Origin of the sequence: Novosphingobium sp. 17-62-19, assembly GCF_002256775.1 — a bacterium.
GTDB lineage: Bacteria > Pseudomonadota > Alphaproteobacteria > Sphingomonadales > Sphingomonadaceae > Novosphingobium.
Window position 1 is genome coordinate 1 of record NZ_NCII01000005.1, and the last position, 14,779, is coordinate 14,779.

The 14,779-nt window shown below is 60.8% G+C and carries 14 protein-coding genes; 8 read left to right on the top strand and 6 right to left on the bottom strand.

Annotated features, from left to right (window positions below):
* From B7X90_RS01170 to kdsA, 3 genes are all read right to left on the bottom strand, one after another.
* On the bottom strand, positions 1 to 1,556 hold a 1,556-nt coding region (locus B7X90_RS01170), incomplete at its 3' end, for a TonB-dependent receptor (RefSeq protein ID WP_292620968.1).
* A 167-nt stretch (positions 1,557 to 1,723) separates the two neighbouring features.
* Positions 1,724 to 2,749, bottom strand: coding sequence for a phytanoyl-CoA dioxygenase family protein (locus tag B7X90_RS01175; RefSeq protein WP_292620969.1), 1,026 nt, complete (start codon positions 2,747 to 2,749; stop codon positions 1,724 to 1,726).
* 47 nt (positions 2,750 to 2,796) lie between these two features.
* Positions 2,797 to 3,627, bottom strand: coding sequence for a 3-deoxy-8-phosphooctulonate synthase (gene kdsA / locus B7X90_RS01180; RefSeq protein WP_292620971.1), 831 nt, complete (start codon positions 3,625 to 3,627; stop codon positions 2,797 to 2,799).
* A 174-nt stretch (positions 3,628 to 3,801) separates the two neighbouring features.
* Between kdsA and B7X90_RS01185 the strand changes: the two genes are divergently transcribed.
* From B7X90_RS01185 to B7X90_RS01205, 5 genes are read left to right on the top strand one after another with little or no spacing between them, the layout of a single operon-like run.
* Entirely contained in the window at positions 3,802 to 4,809 is a 1,008-nt protein-coding gene (locus B7X90_RS01185) for a KpsF/GutQ family sugar-phosphate isomerase (RefSeq protein ID WP_292620973.1), read from the top strand.
* The gene (gene kdsB, locus B7X90_RS01190; protein ID WP_292620975.1) at positions 4,802 to 5,638 is read left to right on the top strand and encodes a 3-deoxy-manno-octulosonate cytidylyltransferase; all 837 of its coding nucleotides are present in this window, start codon (positions 4,802 to 4,804) and stop codon (positions 5,636 to 5,638) included. Before B7X90_RS01185 ends, kdsB begins: the two co-directional genes overlap by 8 nt.
* Before the next feature lie 11 nt (positions 5,639 to 5,649).
* Positions 5,650 to 6,246: a histidine phosphatase family protein gene (locus tag B7X90_RS01195; protein ID WP_292620976.1), complete on the top strand. Its 597-nt coding sequence runs from the start codon at positions 5,650 to 5,652 to the stop codon at positions 6,244 to 6,246.
* Positions 6,243 to 7,715 carry a beta-3-deoxy-D-manno-oct-2-ulosonic acid transferase gene (locus B7X90_RS01200; protein ID WP_292620978.1) on the top strand — a complete coding sequence of 491 codons (1,473 nt, stop codon included), beginning with the start codon at positions 6,243 to 6,245 and terminating at the stop codon, positions 7,713 to 7,715. Before B7X90_RS01195 ends, B7X90_RS01200 begins: the two co-directional genes overlap by 4 nt.
* Positions 7,712 to 8,911: a glycosyltransferase family 1 protein gene (locus B7X90_RS01205; protein WP_292620980.1), complete on the top strand. Its 1,200-nt coding sequence runs from the start codon at positions 7,712 to 7,714 to the stop codon at positions 8,909 to 8,911. Before B7X90_RS01200 ends, B7X90_RS01205 begins: the two co-directional genes overlap by 4 nt.
* A 34-nt stretch (positions 8,912 to 8,945) precedes the next feature.
* Here the strand turns inward: B7X90_RS01205 and B7X90_RS01210 are convergent, their stop codons facing one another.
* Positions 8,946 to 9,563: a sterol desaturase family protein gene (locus B7X90_RS01210; protein ID WP_292620982.1), complete on the bottom strand. Its 618-nt coding sequence runs from the start codon at positions 9,561 to 9,563 to the stop codon at positions 8,946 to 8,948.
* 267 nt (positions 9,564 to 9,830) lie between these two features.
* On the opposite strand from B7X90_RS01210, the gene B7X90_RS01215 reads away from it, so the two are divergent.
* On the top strand, positions 9,831 to 10,622 hold the full coding sequence (locus B7X90_RS01215) for an SDR family NAD(P)-dependent oxidoreductase (RefSeq protein WP_292620983.1): 792 nt from the start codon (positions 9,831 to 9,833) through the stop codon (positions 10,620 to 10,622).
* Here the strand turns inward: B7X90_RS01215 and B7X90_RS01220 are convergent.
* Both B7X90_RS01220 and B7X90_RS01225 read right to left on the bottom strand, forming a co-directional pair.
* The gene (locus tag B7X90_RS01220) at positions 10,593 to 12,029 is read right to left on the bottom strand and encodes a sulfatase-like hydrolase/transferase (protein ID WP_292620984.1); all 1,437 of its coding nucleotides are present in this window, start codon (positions 12,027 to 12,029) and stop codon (positions 10,593 to 10,595) included. The two genes, B7X90_RS01215 and B7X90_RS01220, sit on opposite strands and share 30 nt — an antisense overlap.
* Before the next feature lie 165 nt (positions 12,030 to 12,194).
* Positions 12,195 to 12,599 carry a hypothetical protein gene (locus tag B7X90_RS01225; protein ID WP_292621026.1) on the bottom strand — a complete coding sequence of 135 codons (405 nt, stop codon included), beginning with the start codon at positions 12,597 to 12,599 and terminating at the stop codon, positions 12,195 to 12,197.
* Between B7X90_RS01225 and B7X90_RS01230 the strand changes: the two genes are divergently transcribed.
* Together B7X90_RS01230 and B7X90_RS01235 are read left to right on the top strand one after the other, a co-directional pair.
* Entirely contained in the window at positions 12,489 to 13,451 is a 963-nt protein-coding gene (locus tag B7X90_RS01230; RefSeq protein WP_292620985.1) for a capsular biosynthesis protein, read from the top strand. The genes B7X90_RS01225 and B7X90_RS01230 overlap by 111 nt on opposite strands.
* A gap of 120 nt (positions 13,452 to 13,571) precedes the next feature.
* Positions 13,572 to 14,777 carry a Wzz/FepE/Etk N-terminal domain-containing protein gene (locus B7X90_RS01235; protein WP_292620986.1) on the top strand — a complete coding sequence of 402 codons (1,206 nt, stop codon included), beginning with the start codon at positions 13,572 to 13,574 and terminating at the stop codon, positions 14,775 to 14,777.
* Positions 14,778 to 14,779: the final 2 nt, after the last annotated feature.

Consider the following 14,779-nt stretch of genomic DNA (forward strand, 5'->3'; position numbering starts at 1 on the left):
TCCTTGCGGAAATCGGGATTGCCGATCTCGACCGCGCCGGTGGCCGCGTGCGCGCCATTGGCAAACATTTCCTCGGCCGAAGGCGCACGCTCGCTGCGCGCCCCGCTCAGCGCAAAGCGGAAACCGCCGCCCAGATCGACCGAACCGCCCAGCGATACCGAAACCGAATCGAACGACCGCTCGCGCCCGATCACATCGGACTTCACATTGGCATGTTCATAGCGCGCGCCCGCTTCGAGCCGCGCCACGCCCAGATCGAATTCCTGCAACGTGAACAGGCCGATCTGCCGCGTTTCGTTGGCGGGGATATAGGCCTCTTCGCCCACCGCGCTGAAATTGCGGCTGAAATATTGTACGCCCGTCGCGCCCTGCCAGCCCTTGCGCTCGGCCTGAACCAGTTCGGCCCGCGCTTCCCAGCTCTTGTTGAAAAAGCTGGTGCCGATCTCGCCGGTCGATTCGATCTCATCATGGCGATAGTCGGCCCACCCGCCGCGCAGCTTCAGTTCCTTGAACGCGCCGCCCAGCGGCACCGCGCCGCGTACATCGACGCGGGTCTGGCGCATGTTCAGCGTGATGTCCGATTCATGCCCGTGGCCTTCCTCTTCCCCGGCCTCAGCCTCCTCATCATGGTCTTCATGCGGCAGGTCGAGGCTGTTCGGAATGCCATAGCGGTTTTCCAGATGGCTCACCGCAAAGCCGAAGTTCGCGCCGTCCTGTCCGATCCAGCCAAGCCCGCCTGCAACGTCCCACGTGCGTGCGGCGGTGTTCGGAAGGCGTCCGCGCGCCTGCGCCTCTTCGGCCACTTCGCCGCCTTCTTCCGCCGCTTCATCGCGCAGATCCTTGCTGAACACGAAGCCGCCCGTGCGGTAATTGCCCGATTCGAAGAAGCTGCCGTCCACATGCGCCACAAACCCGCCGCCAAGCGGGGCATTGATCGAAGCGGCGATATTGCGCTCCTCGGCTGCCGAAGCGACGCCCGCCACGGCATCCACGTGTGGCCCCGCTTCGGGCACTTCACGCGGAATGCGCAGGTCGCGCATATTCACCACACCACCAATCGCGCCCGAACCATAAAGCAGCGCCGCCGGTCCGCGCAGGATCTCGATTCGGTCTGCCAGCAGCGCATTCGTCGCCACAGCATGATCGACCGAGGTATTGGACACGTCAAAGCTGCCGATCCCGTCGGTCAGCACGCGCACGCGCTCAGCATCCAGCCCGCGCAGAATCGGGCGCGAGGCGTTGGGGCCAAAGAACGTGGACGAAACCCCCGGCTGCCGCGCCAGCGTCTCGCCAATGGTCGAACGCTGCTGCAATTGCAGGTCATCGCCCTGCAGCACGGTCACCGCACTGGCGACCAGTTGCCGGTCACGCTCATAGGGGGCCGAAACGACGATCTGCGTCGATGGGAAGCTGTGTCCATCGTTCGTGCCGCCCGATTGCGCATCGCCTGCATCCGCCGCACCAGCGGCCGGTGTAGGCGCTTCGTTAGCCAACGCGAGAGGGGCCGCGGCCAGTGAGCCGAGTGCAGAACCGGCAAAAAGAGCGAGCATTCGCATGAAATTCTGTCCTTTGCGGAATGTCAGAATGCCGCAAACGTTTCCGTCGGCGGCTTGGCGCGTGTCATAACGACCGCCTCGCAATGTGACAAGATAACATTACGTTATTGATCTATCCTTTTTTAGGCCAGCCTGTTTTTGTGCCAGTCTGCCGACAAAGCGTTGGTTCAGCGCGTGTCTGTCGGCGTTCGCGTACCCACCGGCTTCCACGGCTGTCCGATCCGCGCCTCCAGCCGGTCCCGCAGCGACCAGAGCCAACCCACACGGCGCTCGGCAATGCCCGGCAGACTCAGCAAATCTCCACCGAGCCACGGCAGGAACGGATTGCGTCGCGCGTAGGACCATATCTCCACCCGCTCGCCAGACCGATAAGCCGCGCCGCGCGCATGAAACCCCGCAGTATCAGCCACCACCAGCGTATTGGCGGGCACCGCCAACGCTTCAGGCTTCGCCAGCTTCATCGCGGCCAACCCCTCGGACGAAACGCGAGGCGATCCACGGGCTGAGAGACGATCGATCTTCGTGGGGTCGGCGAGACTGCGTTCCCGCTCCCATGCAAGCCGCTCAGGCGTGAAGCGGTGTGATCCACGCACATACGTGAACGGCCCTTCTTCTACCGACACCGGGTTGAGGAACAGCCACGATTTCAGCGAAGAATGGAACGTATCGGCGTGGAGCGCTTCCTGCGGGTCCGGCTCATTGCCATCCACATGGCTGACTATGGTCTGGACGTAGTGCAGCGGCGTCGTGCGAAAGCTCGCCACATAGTGCAGCAACGCCACGATGTCGGGCCGGTTCAGCAACTGGCGCAAAGCTGGAATGGCCTGCAACATCTGGCCATCAATCGCGATGCGCCGCGTAATCGCATCGCCTTGCCGCATCTCACGCGCGGGAGCAGCGAACGACAGGATCGCCTCGCGCAAAGCAGAAAAGTCTTGCGACGGCACGATATCAGGAATCGCAACAAACCCGTCGCGGTCAAAAGCCTCGCGCCATTCGGGCCGCACATGGCGCGCCAACCGACGCCGCCGCCAATTGCAAAGCGCGGCCGCCAGCCGCACTCGCCGCTCATGCAGTCCGCGCTGATTAAGCCCGATCGAGCCAAGCAACGGATTGTCGAGGAAACTCTTCGCACCGGTTAGGAGTTGCGCAATCCAGACAGGGGTCAGCAATATCTTGCCGAGGCGGCTCATAGCAAAGGCACACTCTTGATCGTTCCGCCCCCCGGCTTGATCGCCGGTTACGCCTGCTTGACCAGAGCGTCAATCGCCAGCAGTCGCGCCACCAGTGGTTCGAAGTCTGCCAGCGGCAAGGCATTCGGCCCATCAGACAGCGCCTTTTCCGGGTCAGGGTGCGTTTCCATGAACATCCCGGCCACACCGGCCGCCACCGCAGCGCGCGCCAGCAACGGCACGAATTCGCGCTGGCCGCCTGACCGTTCGCCAAGCCCACCCGGTTGCTGCACCGAATGCGTCGCGTCGAATACCACCGGGCAGCCGGTCTGCGCCATGATCGCCAGCCCTCGCATGTCGGAAACCAGCGTGTTGTACCCAAACGAAGTGCCGCGATCGCACAGCATGAAAGAATCGGGATCATGCCCCGCGGCGGACGCAGCATTGCGCGCCTTGGCCACCACCTGCGCCATGTCCGCAGGCGCCATGAACTGCGCTTTCTTGATGTTCACCGGTTTGCCCGAAGCGGCAACCGCCGCAATGAAATCGGTCTGCCGCGCGAGAAAGGCAGGTGTCTGAAGAACATCAGCCACTTGTGCCACAGCCCCAACCTGCTCACGCTCATGAACATCGGTCAGCACAGGCAGGCCTGTCTCGGCGCGGACCTTTTCCAGAATGCGCAAACCTTCGTCCATGCCCGGCCCGCGGAACGATTTGTCTGATGAACGGTTCGCTTTGTCGAACGAACTCTTGAAGATGAGCAGCATCCCCAACCTTGCTGCAACCTTCGCAAGATGCTCCGCAACGCTAAGGGAATGGTGTTCGCTTTCGATGACGCAGGGACCGGCAATGATGAACAGCGGCGATGCGCCACCGATTTCTCTACCAAAAAGGAGCATTCTCTTTCCTATTGCAGCGCAAACAAGGTCTATTCATCGCGGGTCAATCAATGTGCTGCACTGCACATACTCGCGCTCATAGCCCCTGTATGGGGGCACCGGCAATTGCCAAGCGTGAATTGCGATAGGGTTGATTCCCGCTTCGGGCAAAATCGTGAGTGGAAAAGGCATCACATGGCAGCTACGAAAACCCGGATGACCACCGGCAATCTCGCACCAAGCTACACGCATTCCGCGCTCAAGACCTTGGAAACCGAGATTCAGGGGCTTGAGGCTCTCAAGGCCTTTCTGGATACACCGCCATTTCGCGGCGCGCTGGACCGAGCTATCATTGCCATGGCACGCACCGAAGGTCGCGTGATTGTCAGCGGGATGGGCAAAAGTGGCCATATTGGGCGCAAAATCGCAGCCACCCTGCGCTCAACCGGGACGCCAGCCCTGTTCCTTCACCCCGGTGAGGCAAGCCACGGCGATCTCGGCCTGATCACCGACAAGGACGTGGTTTTTGCCATAACCTGGTCGGGCGAGACGAGCGAACTCAAAGACATCTATGAATACTGTAATCGTTTTGGCGTCACGTTGATTGTCGCCACGGCGTGGGGGGAGAGCACAGCTGCCCGCGCCGCAGACATTTGCCTCACGCTCCCGCTAGTACGAGAGGCGTGTCCGAACGATCTTGCTCCCACCACTTCCACCACGCTCCAGATTGTGCTGGGCGATGTTCTCGCAGTGGCTCTGATCGAGGCCCGTGGCTTCAGCCCTTCAGATTTCAAGGTTTTCCACCCCGGCGGTAAGCTTGGTGCAAAGCTGAGCATCGTCGACCAGATCATGGGCATTGATGGAGCCGTGCCAAAGGTTGGCCGTGATGCCACGCTCAGCCTTGCCACTATTGAAATGAGCCGGAAGCGCTACGGCGCAACCGCCGTTGTTGATGATGGTAACCGGCTTGTAGGCGTATTCACCGATGGCGATCTGCGTCGCTGCATCGCAGTACACGATATGCAGGACCGCATCGAACTGCACATGTCGCCCAATCCGGTCACCGTTCCCCCCGGCACGCTCTGCACCGATGCGCTGCGCATCATGAATGAGAACGCAGTATCAGTGCTGTTCGTCGAAGACGCGGGCAAGCTGGTTGGCGTGGTTCATATGCACGATGTTGTCAGGACCGGCATTGTCTGAGCCATCAGGCGGGGCAACACGTCCTGACCTTATCGTCGTTCCTGCCCGCTACGGGTCAAAGCGCCTTCCCGGCAAACCGCTCCTGTCCATCGCGGGCCGAAGCCTGCTAGAACGCGTGGTCGCCATCGCCCGCGCGGCGGCGGACGTTGCAGGCAATTGCACGGTCCTTGTCGCCACCGACGACAAGCGGATCGGTGATCACGCAACTGCACTCGGCGTGGCCTGCGTCATGACTGATCCAGAACTCGATTCGGGCACTCTTCGCGCGCAGGCTGCTGCACACCAATTGCAATCGCCGCCAGCCCACGTGATCAACCTGCAAGGTGATGCTCCGTTCATTCCCGCTGCCATCGTTGCCGGCCTGCTTGAAACGCTCCGCACCGGGTCAGCCGATGTCGCCACACCTGTCTTCGCGCTCGACTGGCCCCGCCTTGATCGCTTGCGCACGCACAAACAATCCGCACCATTCAGCGGCACCACCTGCGCCCGCGCTGCCGATGGCCGCGCCTTGTGGTTTTCCAAAAACGTGATCCCTGCCCTGCGCAATGAAGACACTCTGCGTGCCGCGCATCCACTCTCCCCAGTCTGGCAGCACCTTGGCCTCTATGGCTACACACTGGCCGCGCTCGACTGGTTTGCCGCAGCCTCGCCCGGCACCTACGAAGCACTTGAAGGGCTCGAACAGTTGCGGTTCCTCGAAGGTGGCCTTCGCGTCGATACTGTTGAAGTAGAAGTTCCCGCGCACCTTCTGTCGGGGATCGATACCCCGCAAGACCTTGCCACGGCCGAGGAAGCCATTACCCGCTACGGCGATCCTTTCCCCGCCTGAGCATCATCACAATGCTGGTCATCGTCCGCCACGGCAACACTTTCAACGCCGGGGAACCTCCCCGCCGAATCGGCGCGCGCACCGATCTTCCGCTGACGCCTGAAGGCATGGCGCAGGCCGATGCTTTGGGCCGCCACTTCGCGCACCGTGGCTGGCACTTCGCCCGCACACTTACCTCTCCGCTGCTGCGCACCCGCCAAACGGTTGCGGCAATTCTCGCCGCGCAAGCCACCCCCACCTCGCTCGAATCGGCCGAGTTCCTGCGCGAGATCGACCATGGGCCGGACGAAAACCTTACCGAACCCGAAGTCGTCGCCCGCATCGGTCAGCCGGCCCTCACCGCGTGGGACGAACACGCCATTGTCCCTCCCGGTTGGACGGTCGATGCCGACCGTCGCATCGGGGCGTGGCAGGCACTGCTGGATGCACTGGCGCTCGATCAGTCGCCGATCCTGCTTGTCACCAGCAATGGCGCGGCAAGGTTTGCCCTGAAGGCGTTACCGACACTTCCGCCTGTCCCACTGAAGCTTGCCACAGGCAGCTATGGCGTGATCCGCCGCAATTATGACGGCACGCTGGCGGTCCCGATCTGGGGCCAACGCCCATGACACCGCCCCCGTTCCTGCGCGCGCCCCCCTTCCCGCAGGCACAAGCCCTGGTTGCCAAACCCGCCCAACTGCCCTCTCACGTGCCCGCCGATGCCCTTGATCTGCTGCGGGCGGCGCGCGTTGGCGGCACATTTTGGCTTGCATCTGATCCGTGGACCGCTGTCGAACAGACTAGCCACCTCACCGCTCACGGCGATGATGAGCGTGTGGCGATCGCCGCGATTCTCGGCATTCCAGTCACCGTCCTGTCCGCTGGTCCATGGGGCGTGCCCGATGCTTCAGCTGAAGCATTGCGCAATCACCTGATACAGGCCCTCGCCGCGCTGGACTATGTCGACCCCTTCACCGGCAACCCTTCCAGCTTTGCAGCCACCATTGATCTGCTCGCGCAGTGGAAGCGCGAAATCGCCACGAATCGCGCGATCGTTGCCGCCAGCGGCATGGCGTGGTGGAAGCGCAGCGAAATCCGCCGCTTCCTATGGGTTCCCGAACGCCGCCTGCATATCACCCGCAGCGCCAGCCGTGCCCTGCGCATCGCCCGTCAGCACAACGGCGATGTCGCGGTTTGGCCTTCACGCGTGTCATCACAATTGCTGAGCGAAGCCAAGGCGCAACACACCAGCATCGTCCGCGTGGAGGACGGATTTGTCCGCTCGGTGGGTCTTGGCAGCAATCTGGTGCCCCCCTCCTCTGTCGTCGTAGACACGCGCGGTATCCATTTCGATCCGGCAAGTCCGAGCGACCTCGAACATCTCCTGAGCAGCACCGAGTTCGCCGCTACACTCACCAACCGCGCCGCAACCTTGCGTGAAACCATCGTGGCCGCAGGCATCAGCAAGTACGCCGCCGGGCCTGCCGCTCCGCTCCCGCCGCGTGACCCATCGCGCAAACTGATCCTCGTTCCCGCACAAGTGGAAGACGACATGTCTGTCCTTGCAGGCGGCGGTGGCCTTACTTCAAACCTTGAACTCCTGCGCCGAGTCCGGGCCATGGAGCCAGACGCCGAGATCTGGTTTCGCCCGCATCCCGATGTCGATGCTGGGCACCGCAAAGGCGCGGTGCCCGATGCTGACGCACTGCTTCATGCAGACCGGGTCGTGCGCGGTGGCGGCATGGCTCCGCTGCTTGATGTGGTCGATGCCGTCCACGTCCTCACCTCGCTTACCGGGTTCGAAGCGCTGATGCGGCACCGCGAGGTTACCTGTCACGGCACGCCGTTCTATGCCGGATGGGGCCTCACACGCGATCTCGCCCCAGTGCCGGACCGGCGCGGGCGTACGCTTTCGCTTGATGAACTCGTTGCTGGCGTCCTGATCCTGTACCCGCGCTACCTTGATCCCGTAACCGGCCTGCCCTGCCCGCCCGAAGTGCTGGTTTCACGCATGGCCAGCGCACAGGCCACCAATCGGCTCAGCTGGGTAGCTCCCTTGCGCCACTGTCAGGGCTGGTTCATGGCCCACTTTCGATGAGCCGGGTAATCCTCGACATATCGCGCCTGATCTCGCGCGTGCGGCATTCAACACCTTCGGGCGTGGACCGCGTGGAAATGGCCTATGCGCGAGGATTGCAGCGCCGCTACGGCGATGATCTAACCTTTGCCGCTGTCCATCCGACGGGTCGCTATGGCAGGATCAAAACTGCAACCGCGCTCGCCTATCTCGACGAACTCGAACGGCGCTGGACGCAGGAAAACAAGGGCCACGGACAACGCTCGATCCTGCAAGTCCTGCCGTGGATGTTGCGTCTGTTGCCACACAAGCAGCCAAAGCCCGGCCCAAAGCACCCGGTCTATGTGCAAGTGTCACCTCATCATCTGACCGACCATCGCAAAGTCCGCCGCATCCTCGCCGGGGAGAATGCGCGTTTCCTGTGCATGGTCCATGACCTCATTCCTATCGAATACCCGGAATTCGCCCGTCCCTCGGGCGCGGCGCAGCATCGTCGACGCATGGAAACCGTCGTCGCCTGTGCCGATGCAGTGATCGTCAACTCCGCAGCCACCGGTCGCTCGCTCAAACCGTGGATCACGCAAAGCGGACGGCAGATCGCCACGCATATAGCGCTGCTCGGCACCGAAGCACTGCCACCTGCCATGGATGCCGCGCCCGACGCCCGCCCTTATTTCGTCTGCATAGGCACGATCGAACCGCGCAAGAATCACCTGCTGCTGCTCAACCTCTGGCGCAACTTTGCCGAAACCCTGCCGCCCGAAAGCGTGCCGCGGTTGGTCATCATCGGCCGTCGGGGCTGGGAGAATGAACAGGTGCTCGACATGCTTGATCGCTGCCCTGCGCTCAAAGGCCATGTCGAGGAACTGGCGGGCTGCCCTGATCGGCAATTGGCCAGCCTGTTGCGCGGCGCGACTTCACTGCTGATGCCATCGTTCACAGAAGGGTTCGGTATGCCGGTGGCCGAAGCCCTGTCAGTTGGCGTGCCAGTAATCTGCAGCAACATTCCCGCTCATCACGAAGTGGGTGGCAACGCTCCCGATTATGTCGATCCGCTTGACGGGCTAGGCTGGAAGACCCTGATTGCCGATCATGCTGCCAAAGGCCCGCGCTGGCGGGCACAAGTTGCCCGCTTGACACAATGGCAGGCACCAACATGGGATGGCCACATGCGCATCGTGGCAACCGCCATTCACGATCTACAAGAAAAATACTGATTGCCCCCGCATTTCTGCAGGACGTCCGCAGGCGTTACTTTGCAGGCTTGAGCGAAGTCACGCGCGAGCGCATGATCGTGTCCAGAAACAGCGCCGAGATGGCATAGTTTCCATCCTTAGCACCATAGTGATGGCGCATATGATGCTTCTTGAACGGCAACCAAATTCGGCTTTTCATCGGCCATTGGTGGCAGGCATAATGCAGCATATCGTAGATGATGTAGCCAATGATGAAGCCGACGAAGGCCCATGTACCGGCTATGCCAAACAAGGCCAGAAACACCAACCACACCGATCCGGTGATCGGAATGCTTGCGATTGGTGGCATCAGATTGCGCAGGGGATCGTTCGGTACATCATGATGATTGCCATGCATGATGTAGACAAAGCTCTGCATAAGCTTGTTCTTCGGCTTCCAGTGGAAGGCCCAACGATGCAACGAATATTCGAATATCGCCCAGAACATCAGACCGCCAATGCCCAGCCCAATTGCCTGCATTGTCGTGGCGCTTCCCCAAGCCAGCCATGCCAGCAGAGGTGTCAGCACGGCCCAAGTGATCGCAAACCCGACGGGCGTGATCACGGTGAAGCGCTCCAGCCAAGGATGGCTGAAAAGCTGGACTTGTTGCGAGTGCGAAGAAGGGTCAGCCATCGTTGCTTTTCTGGACATTACCGGGCGTTACCTGTCAATCACTAAACAATCCGAAAACGGTGAACTGCCCCAAAGTTTGGCCATCCGTTCATCCACTGAACGAGACCCAGCCCCTGAACCCTGCAAATGCTGTAATGCAGCAACATCCATCTTTGTTCCTGATTGCCGTGACCAAGATTACCGCGCAATGAACAGAGCCGTGACATTTTCGGGAAATACCTCACGCAATTGGCCAATAAAAAGACCTGGGCACAGCAGAGAATGAACATGCTCCATTTCGGAACTATGAAACCGGGCAGCCGCGTGCTGGTCCTTGGCGCATCGGGCGGACTCGGCAGCGCGATCGCCCATGCTTGCGCGGGCACCGGGGCCAGTCTGATACTGTGGGGCCGCGATACGGCAAAGCTGGAAGCGTTGAAGGCACTGTGCCTTGCCGCAGGTGCCAATACCGTTACCACGCGCTCGCTTGATCTTCGTGATCTTGATGATGCACTGGTCGCGCTCGTCGCCGAAGATGATGCACGGCCTGTCGACATGGCAATCTTTGCATCAGGCCTCGGCGATATACGCGCACCAGGCGATCTGTTTGAAGACCCCCAGCTTGTCACCCGGCTCGCCACGGTCAATTTCGTCGCGCCAGCGTCGCTCGCATCGGCAATGGCCCAGCGGATGGCCGTGCGGAGACGAGGACGGATCACGTTGATCGGTTCAGCGGCAGCTTTCCACGGATTGCCGTTCTCTGCCGCCTACTGCGCCTCCAAAGCCGGTCTTGCGCGATTTGCCGATTCGTTGCGCATCGCGTTGAGGCCGCATGGTGTCACAGTCACGCTGGTTTCACCTGGTTTTATTGATACACCCGCTGCGCGTCAGGTGCCGGGACCAAAGCCGTTCATGCTTTCCCCGGAGCAGGCCGCCCAGGCAGTGCTGAAGGCAACTCTACGGGGCAAACCTCATTTAATTGTGCCGTGGCCCTTTGCGCTCGTACGCCTGCTTGTAGCGGCGCTGCCACGCTTTTTGCGCGATCGCCTGCTAAAGTCCCTTACTCCACCCGGTATCTAGAGCATTCAGAATCAGATGGTGCAGCCCTGCTGGTGTAATATCCTGCGGTTGTGTTGTGGTGCTGATCGCATGGCCGTTCCGGTCGAAACGCAGCATGACGTAGGGCGTATCGCGCGCACCTGTGGGGTCCGAAATGCCTGGAATGCTGGGCCGGTGGTCACCAAAAAAAACCAGCGTTACCGGCCGTTGCATCGCCTTGAATGCGGAATGCAAGGTTTCCAACATGGCATCACCCTTACTCAGCAGACGCAGATATCCGCTGCGCAGGCTTTCGCCCTGTGACGATGCCTTCCACGGACCATGATTCTCGATTGTCACAGCATAGATCAGCGTCGGCACTGTTGCAGACTCGGCAAGAGCCAGAATCTTCGCTGCTATTGCAGCGTCCGTTACATAGCGGCCTTCGTCGACCGCAGGTGGAGCAAAACACGCTTCCCCGATCAACTCGGAAAATCCGCCAGCAGCCATGATTGTGTCGCGGCTGTAGAAACGCATATCGTGCGGGTGGACGAAGAGGCTGCGCCAGCCAGATGACTTTAGCCGCTGCGGCAAGGCAAAGCTGGCCTCGCGTGCTGCGGTAAGGAACGGGTCAAATCGGCGGAAACCCAGATCTTCGTCGCTCCGACCGAACAGAACGCCATATTCGGTGCGCATGGTATAAGCCCCGAATCCGCTCACGCCGAGCGCCCCGCTTGCCCACGCACATGTGCGTGCAGCCTCAAGAGCAGGGAGAGCAAGCGAACTGTCGCCGAACAGCGCCACCGGATCAGCAAAGGATTCGCACTGAATCACGATTGCCAGCTCATCCGGTTCCGGCACCCTGCCTATTTCGGCATTGATCGGGACAGGATCGTCGCTTGCACGCCAGCGCTGCCAATGCAGGAACACTGTTGCGATCAACCCATGACGCACTACATCCGCCTCGGCATCGGGCACAGGCGCCAGCCGCGACCATGGCGGCATTCTGATCGCAAGACGAAGGAGCAGCAGCCCTGCGGCCAACAGAGCCAGGCCGCTCAGATGAGCGTACAAATCATGCACAAAAACTCGCCAAAGCAACCCTGGCACAATCGGACAAGCGAGCGCCAACAAGGCCTTCTGCCCTTTCGTCAGCGCCGAAAAGTAGAACTGCGGATGCCGGAACACCGCGCCCAGCAATGCCAGATCGGAAAAGACCAATGCCTCGCCCAGCATGGCACGCTTGGCGTTCGATACCATTGTGAACAGACCGACCAGCGCAAGCGCGAGACCAGCCGACACCGGCAGGTTGCCGCTGATCGCCAGAAACAGCGCAAGTGGAACCGACGTCAGCACCCACAGCAGCCAAATCCCAGCCACTGATCGCATTTGAAAAAACGCGCGAGAGCGCGGACGGGCGAGGGCATCCAGAATCAGCGACCCGGCCATCAATGCAAATATTGCGAACACTTAGGTCGGCCAGATCCTGTCACTGCCCATTGCGAGCATTCGACCTGAAGCCATAACAACGGCGAAGTCCGCTGTCACCGCCTGCAAACACCCATGCGGATGTATTTGCTGTTGGAAATCTCAAACATCGCCATCGACCAGACCCTACGTCGGCGCTAGAGCCGCCACATGCAATCCCAAAGCCGCCCACAGCGCCGCGTACTTCTGCTGCAAGGCCTTATGGGGCCATTCTTCCGTCGCCTCGGCCAAGGGCTGATCAAGGCGGGGCATGACGTATTCAAAATCAATTTCAATGGCGGCGACCGCTTGTACTGGCGGCTTCCGAACGGGATCGATTACTTCGGCACCTTGGCGGAATGGCCACAAGCATTCGCGCAGATTTTGGCCGACAAGCAAATAACCGATGTAATCCTCTTCGGCGATTGCCGCGACCATCACATGGCCGCCACAAAAGTCTGCCGGGAATTGCGCATTCCGGTTCATGTCTTCGAAGAGGGCTATATCCGGCCAGACTGGGTAACGTTCGAGCGGGATGGCGTGAACGGTCATTCCACGCTGCCGCGCGATCCGCAGTGGTATATTGATGAAGCCAAAAAGCTCCCGCCGGTTGAGCAGCACAAGGCGATGCCTTCGTCCTTCCGCCGCCGCGCGACCGAGGGACTAATCTACAATCTGGCCGATGTGCTAACCCGCTGGCGCTATACCAACTGGAACAACCACCGCCCGTGGCACCCGGTGGTGGAGGGCATGGGGTGGTGGCGCAAACTCCGGCGCCGAAAGGAGCGGGAGGCGCAGGCGAATATTCTTCTAGCCCGTCTGAAAGAGGCTGCGCAGCCCTATTACCTGTTTCCGCTGCAACTCGATTCAGACGCGCAGATCCGCCTGCACTCACCGTTTGCAGGCATTGCCGAAGCTATGAAGGTGGTAATCGGATCATTTGCTGCCCACGCCCCGGAACACACCCGGCTGATGATCAAGGAGCACCCGCTCGACAACGGCGTGCGCGACTGGGAATTGATCGCACGCGATCTTGCCGCCCGCTTTGGCGTAAGCGACCGTATCGACTATTTGCCCAGCGGCGATATCGTGCCGATTGCCAAACATTCGCTTGGTATGGTCACGATCAACAGCACGAGCGGAACGTTGGGACTTTCGATGGGTGTCCCGGCGGTCGTGCTGGGAACGGCAATCTATGACATTCCCGGCATCACCTGTCAGGAGGGGCTAGATGCGTTCTGGCGCGCGCCCCTCACCCCGGATACTGCAACGTTCGAAGCTTTTCGCCGGGTCCTGATCGAGCGCTGCCTGATTCCTGGCGGCTTCTTTTCTGACGAGGCGCTAAACACGGTCGTTCGCCATGCCATTGCACGTTTCGATGTCGAAGCCTCAATCAAGGGCTAGAGCGGTTTCCATTCACCCCATACCTGAGGCGTCAAACTTGCACGTTGTGGGCACTTCGCCTAGCGCGTCTGTATTGCTCAGCGGCGCATTCGCGCCCAGAAAGCTCGGCGAAGGCACACTATGAATGCTGAACAGACGTTTCCCGCGCTGGACGATGCGGAGCCGGTTCGGGAACTGACAGAACCGGGTCTGCAGGTGAGCCGCCAAAGCAGCCCGACTTTGCTTGAGCGGCTGAAGAAGCGGCGCTGGTTCCTGTTGGCGGTTATCCTGCCGACACTGCTGGCGACGCTCTATTTCGGTTTCATTGCGTCGGATGTCTACGTTTCCGAATCCCGCTTTGTCATCAAGAGCCCGGACCAGAAGCGTTCGCAGGTGTCGTCGCTCGCCAACCTGATCCAGACCACCGGTCTTTCGGGCGGACAGGAGCAGACCAACGAAATTCTGGGCTTTGTGAAATCACGCGATGCGCTGAAGGGACTCGAGCGCAATGCCGATATCCGTAACCGGTTTTCGGCGCAGGGAATCGATTTCCTCTCTCGTTTTCCGCAGCCGCTGCAAAGCAATTCCTTCGAGGACCTGTACAAATACTACAACCGCATGGTGGAAGCCCGGCTGGACAGCGAGACTGGTCTGGCCGTGATCAAGGTCAAGGCCTATACCGCACGCGATGCTTTCTCGATCAACCAGCAACTGCTTGAACAGAGCGAAGCGCTGGTCAACCGGCTTAATGCGCGTGCGCAGAACCGCGGCATTGCCGAGGCCCAAAAGCAGGTAGAACTTGCAACCGCGCGCGCGCGCGAAGCCCGCCTTGCGCTGGCATCGTTCCGCAACCAGCAGGAAGTCATCGATCCGGCCAAGCAGGCCACCGGCGTGATGGAAATTTCGAACACGCTCATCGCGCAGCGTGCCGCCCTGATGGCGCAGCTTGACCAGATGCAGCGCCTGACACCTGCCAACCCTTCGATCCCGGCCGTGCAGAACCGCATCAATGCCATCTCGGTGCAGATCGCGGCACAGGATCGCCGCGTAGTCGGCACAAGTACCGGTATCGCCTCCAAGCTCGGAGGGTATGAGAACCTGCTTGTTGAACAGGAATTTGCAACCGAGAGCCTTAACGCTGCCAATGCCGGGCTGGTGCAGGCCCGGGCAGAGGCGCAGCGCCAACAGTTCTATCTCGAGCGCGTGGTCGATCCGAACATGCCGGATACGCCCCTGCTGCCCAGCCGTCTGTTGAGCATCCTGACGGTGTTTGCCGCGGCCATGTGTCTGTACTTTATCGTCTGGATGTTCGTTGTTGGTATTCTCGAGCACTCTTCGGAGGATTGAGG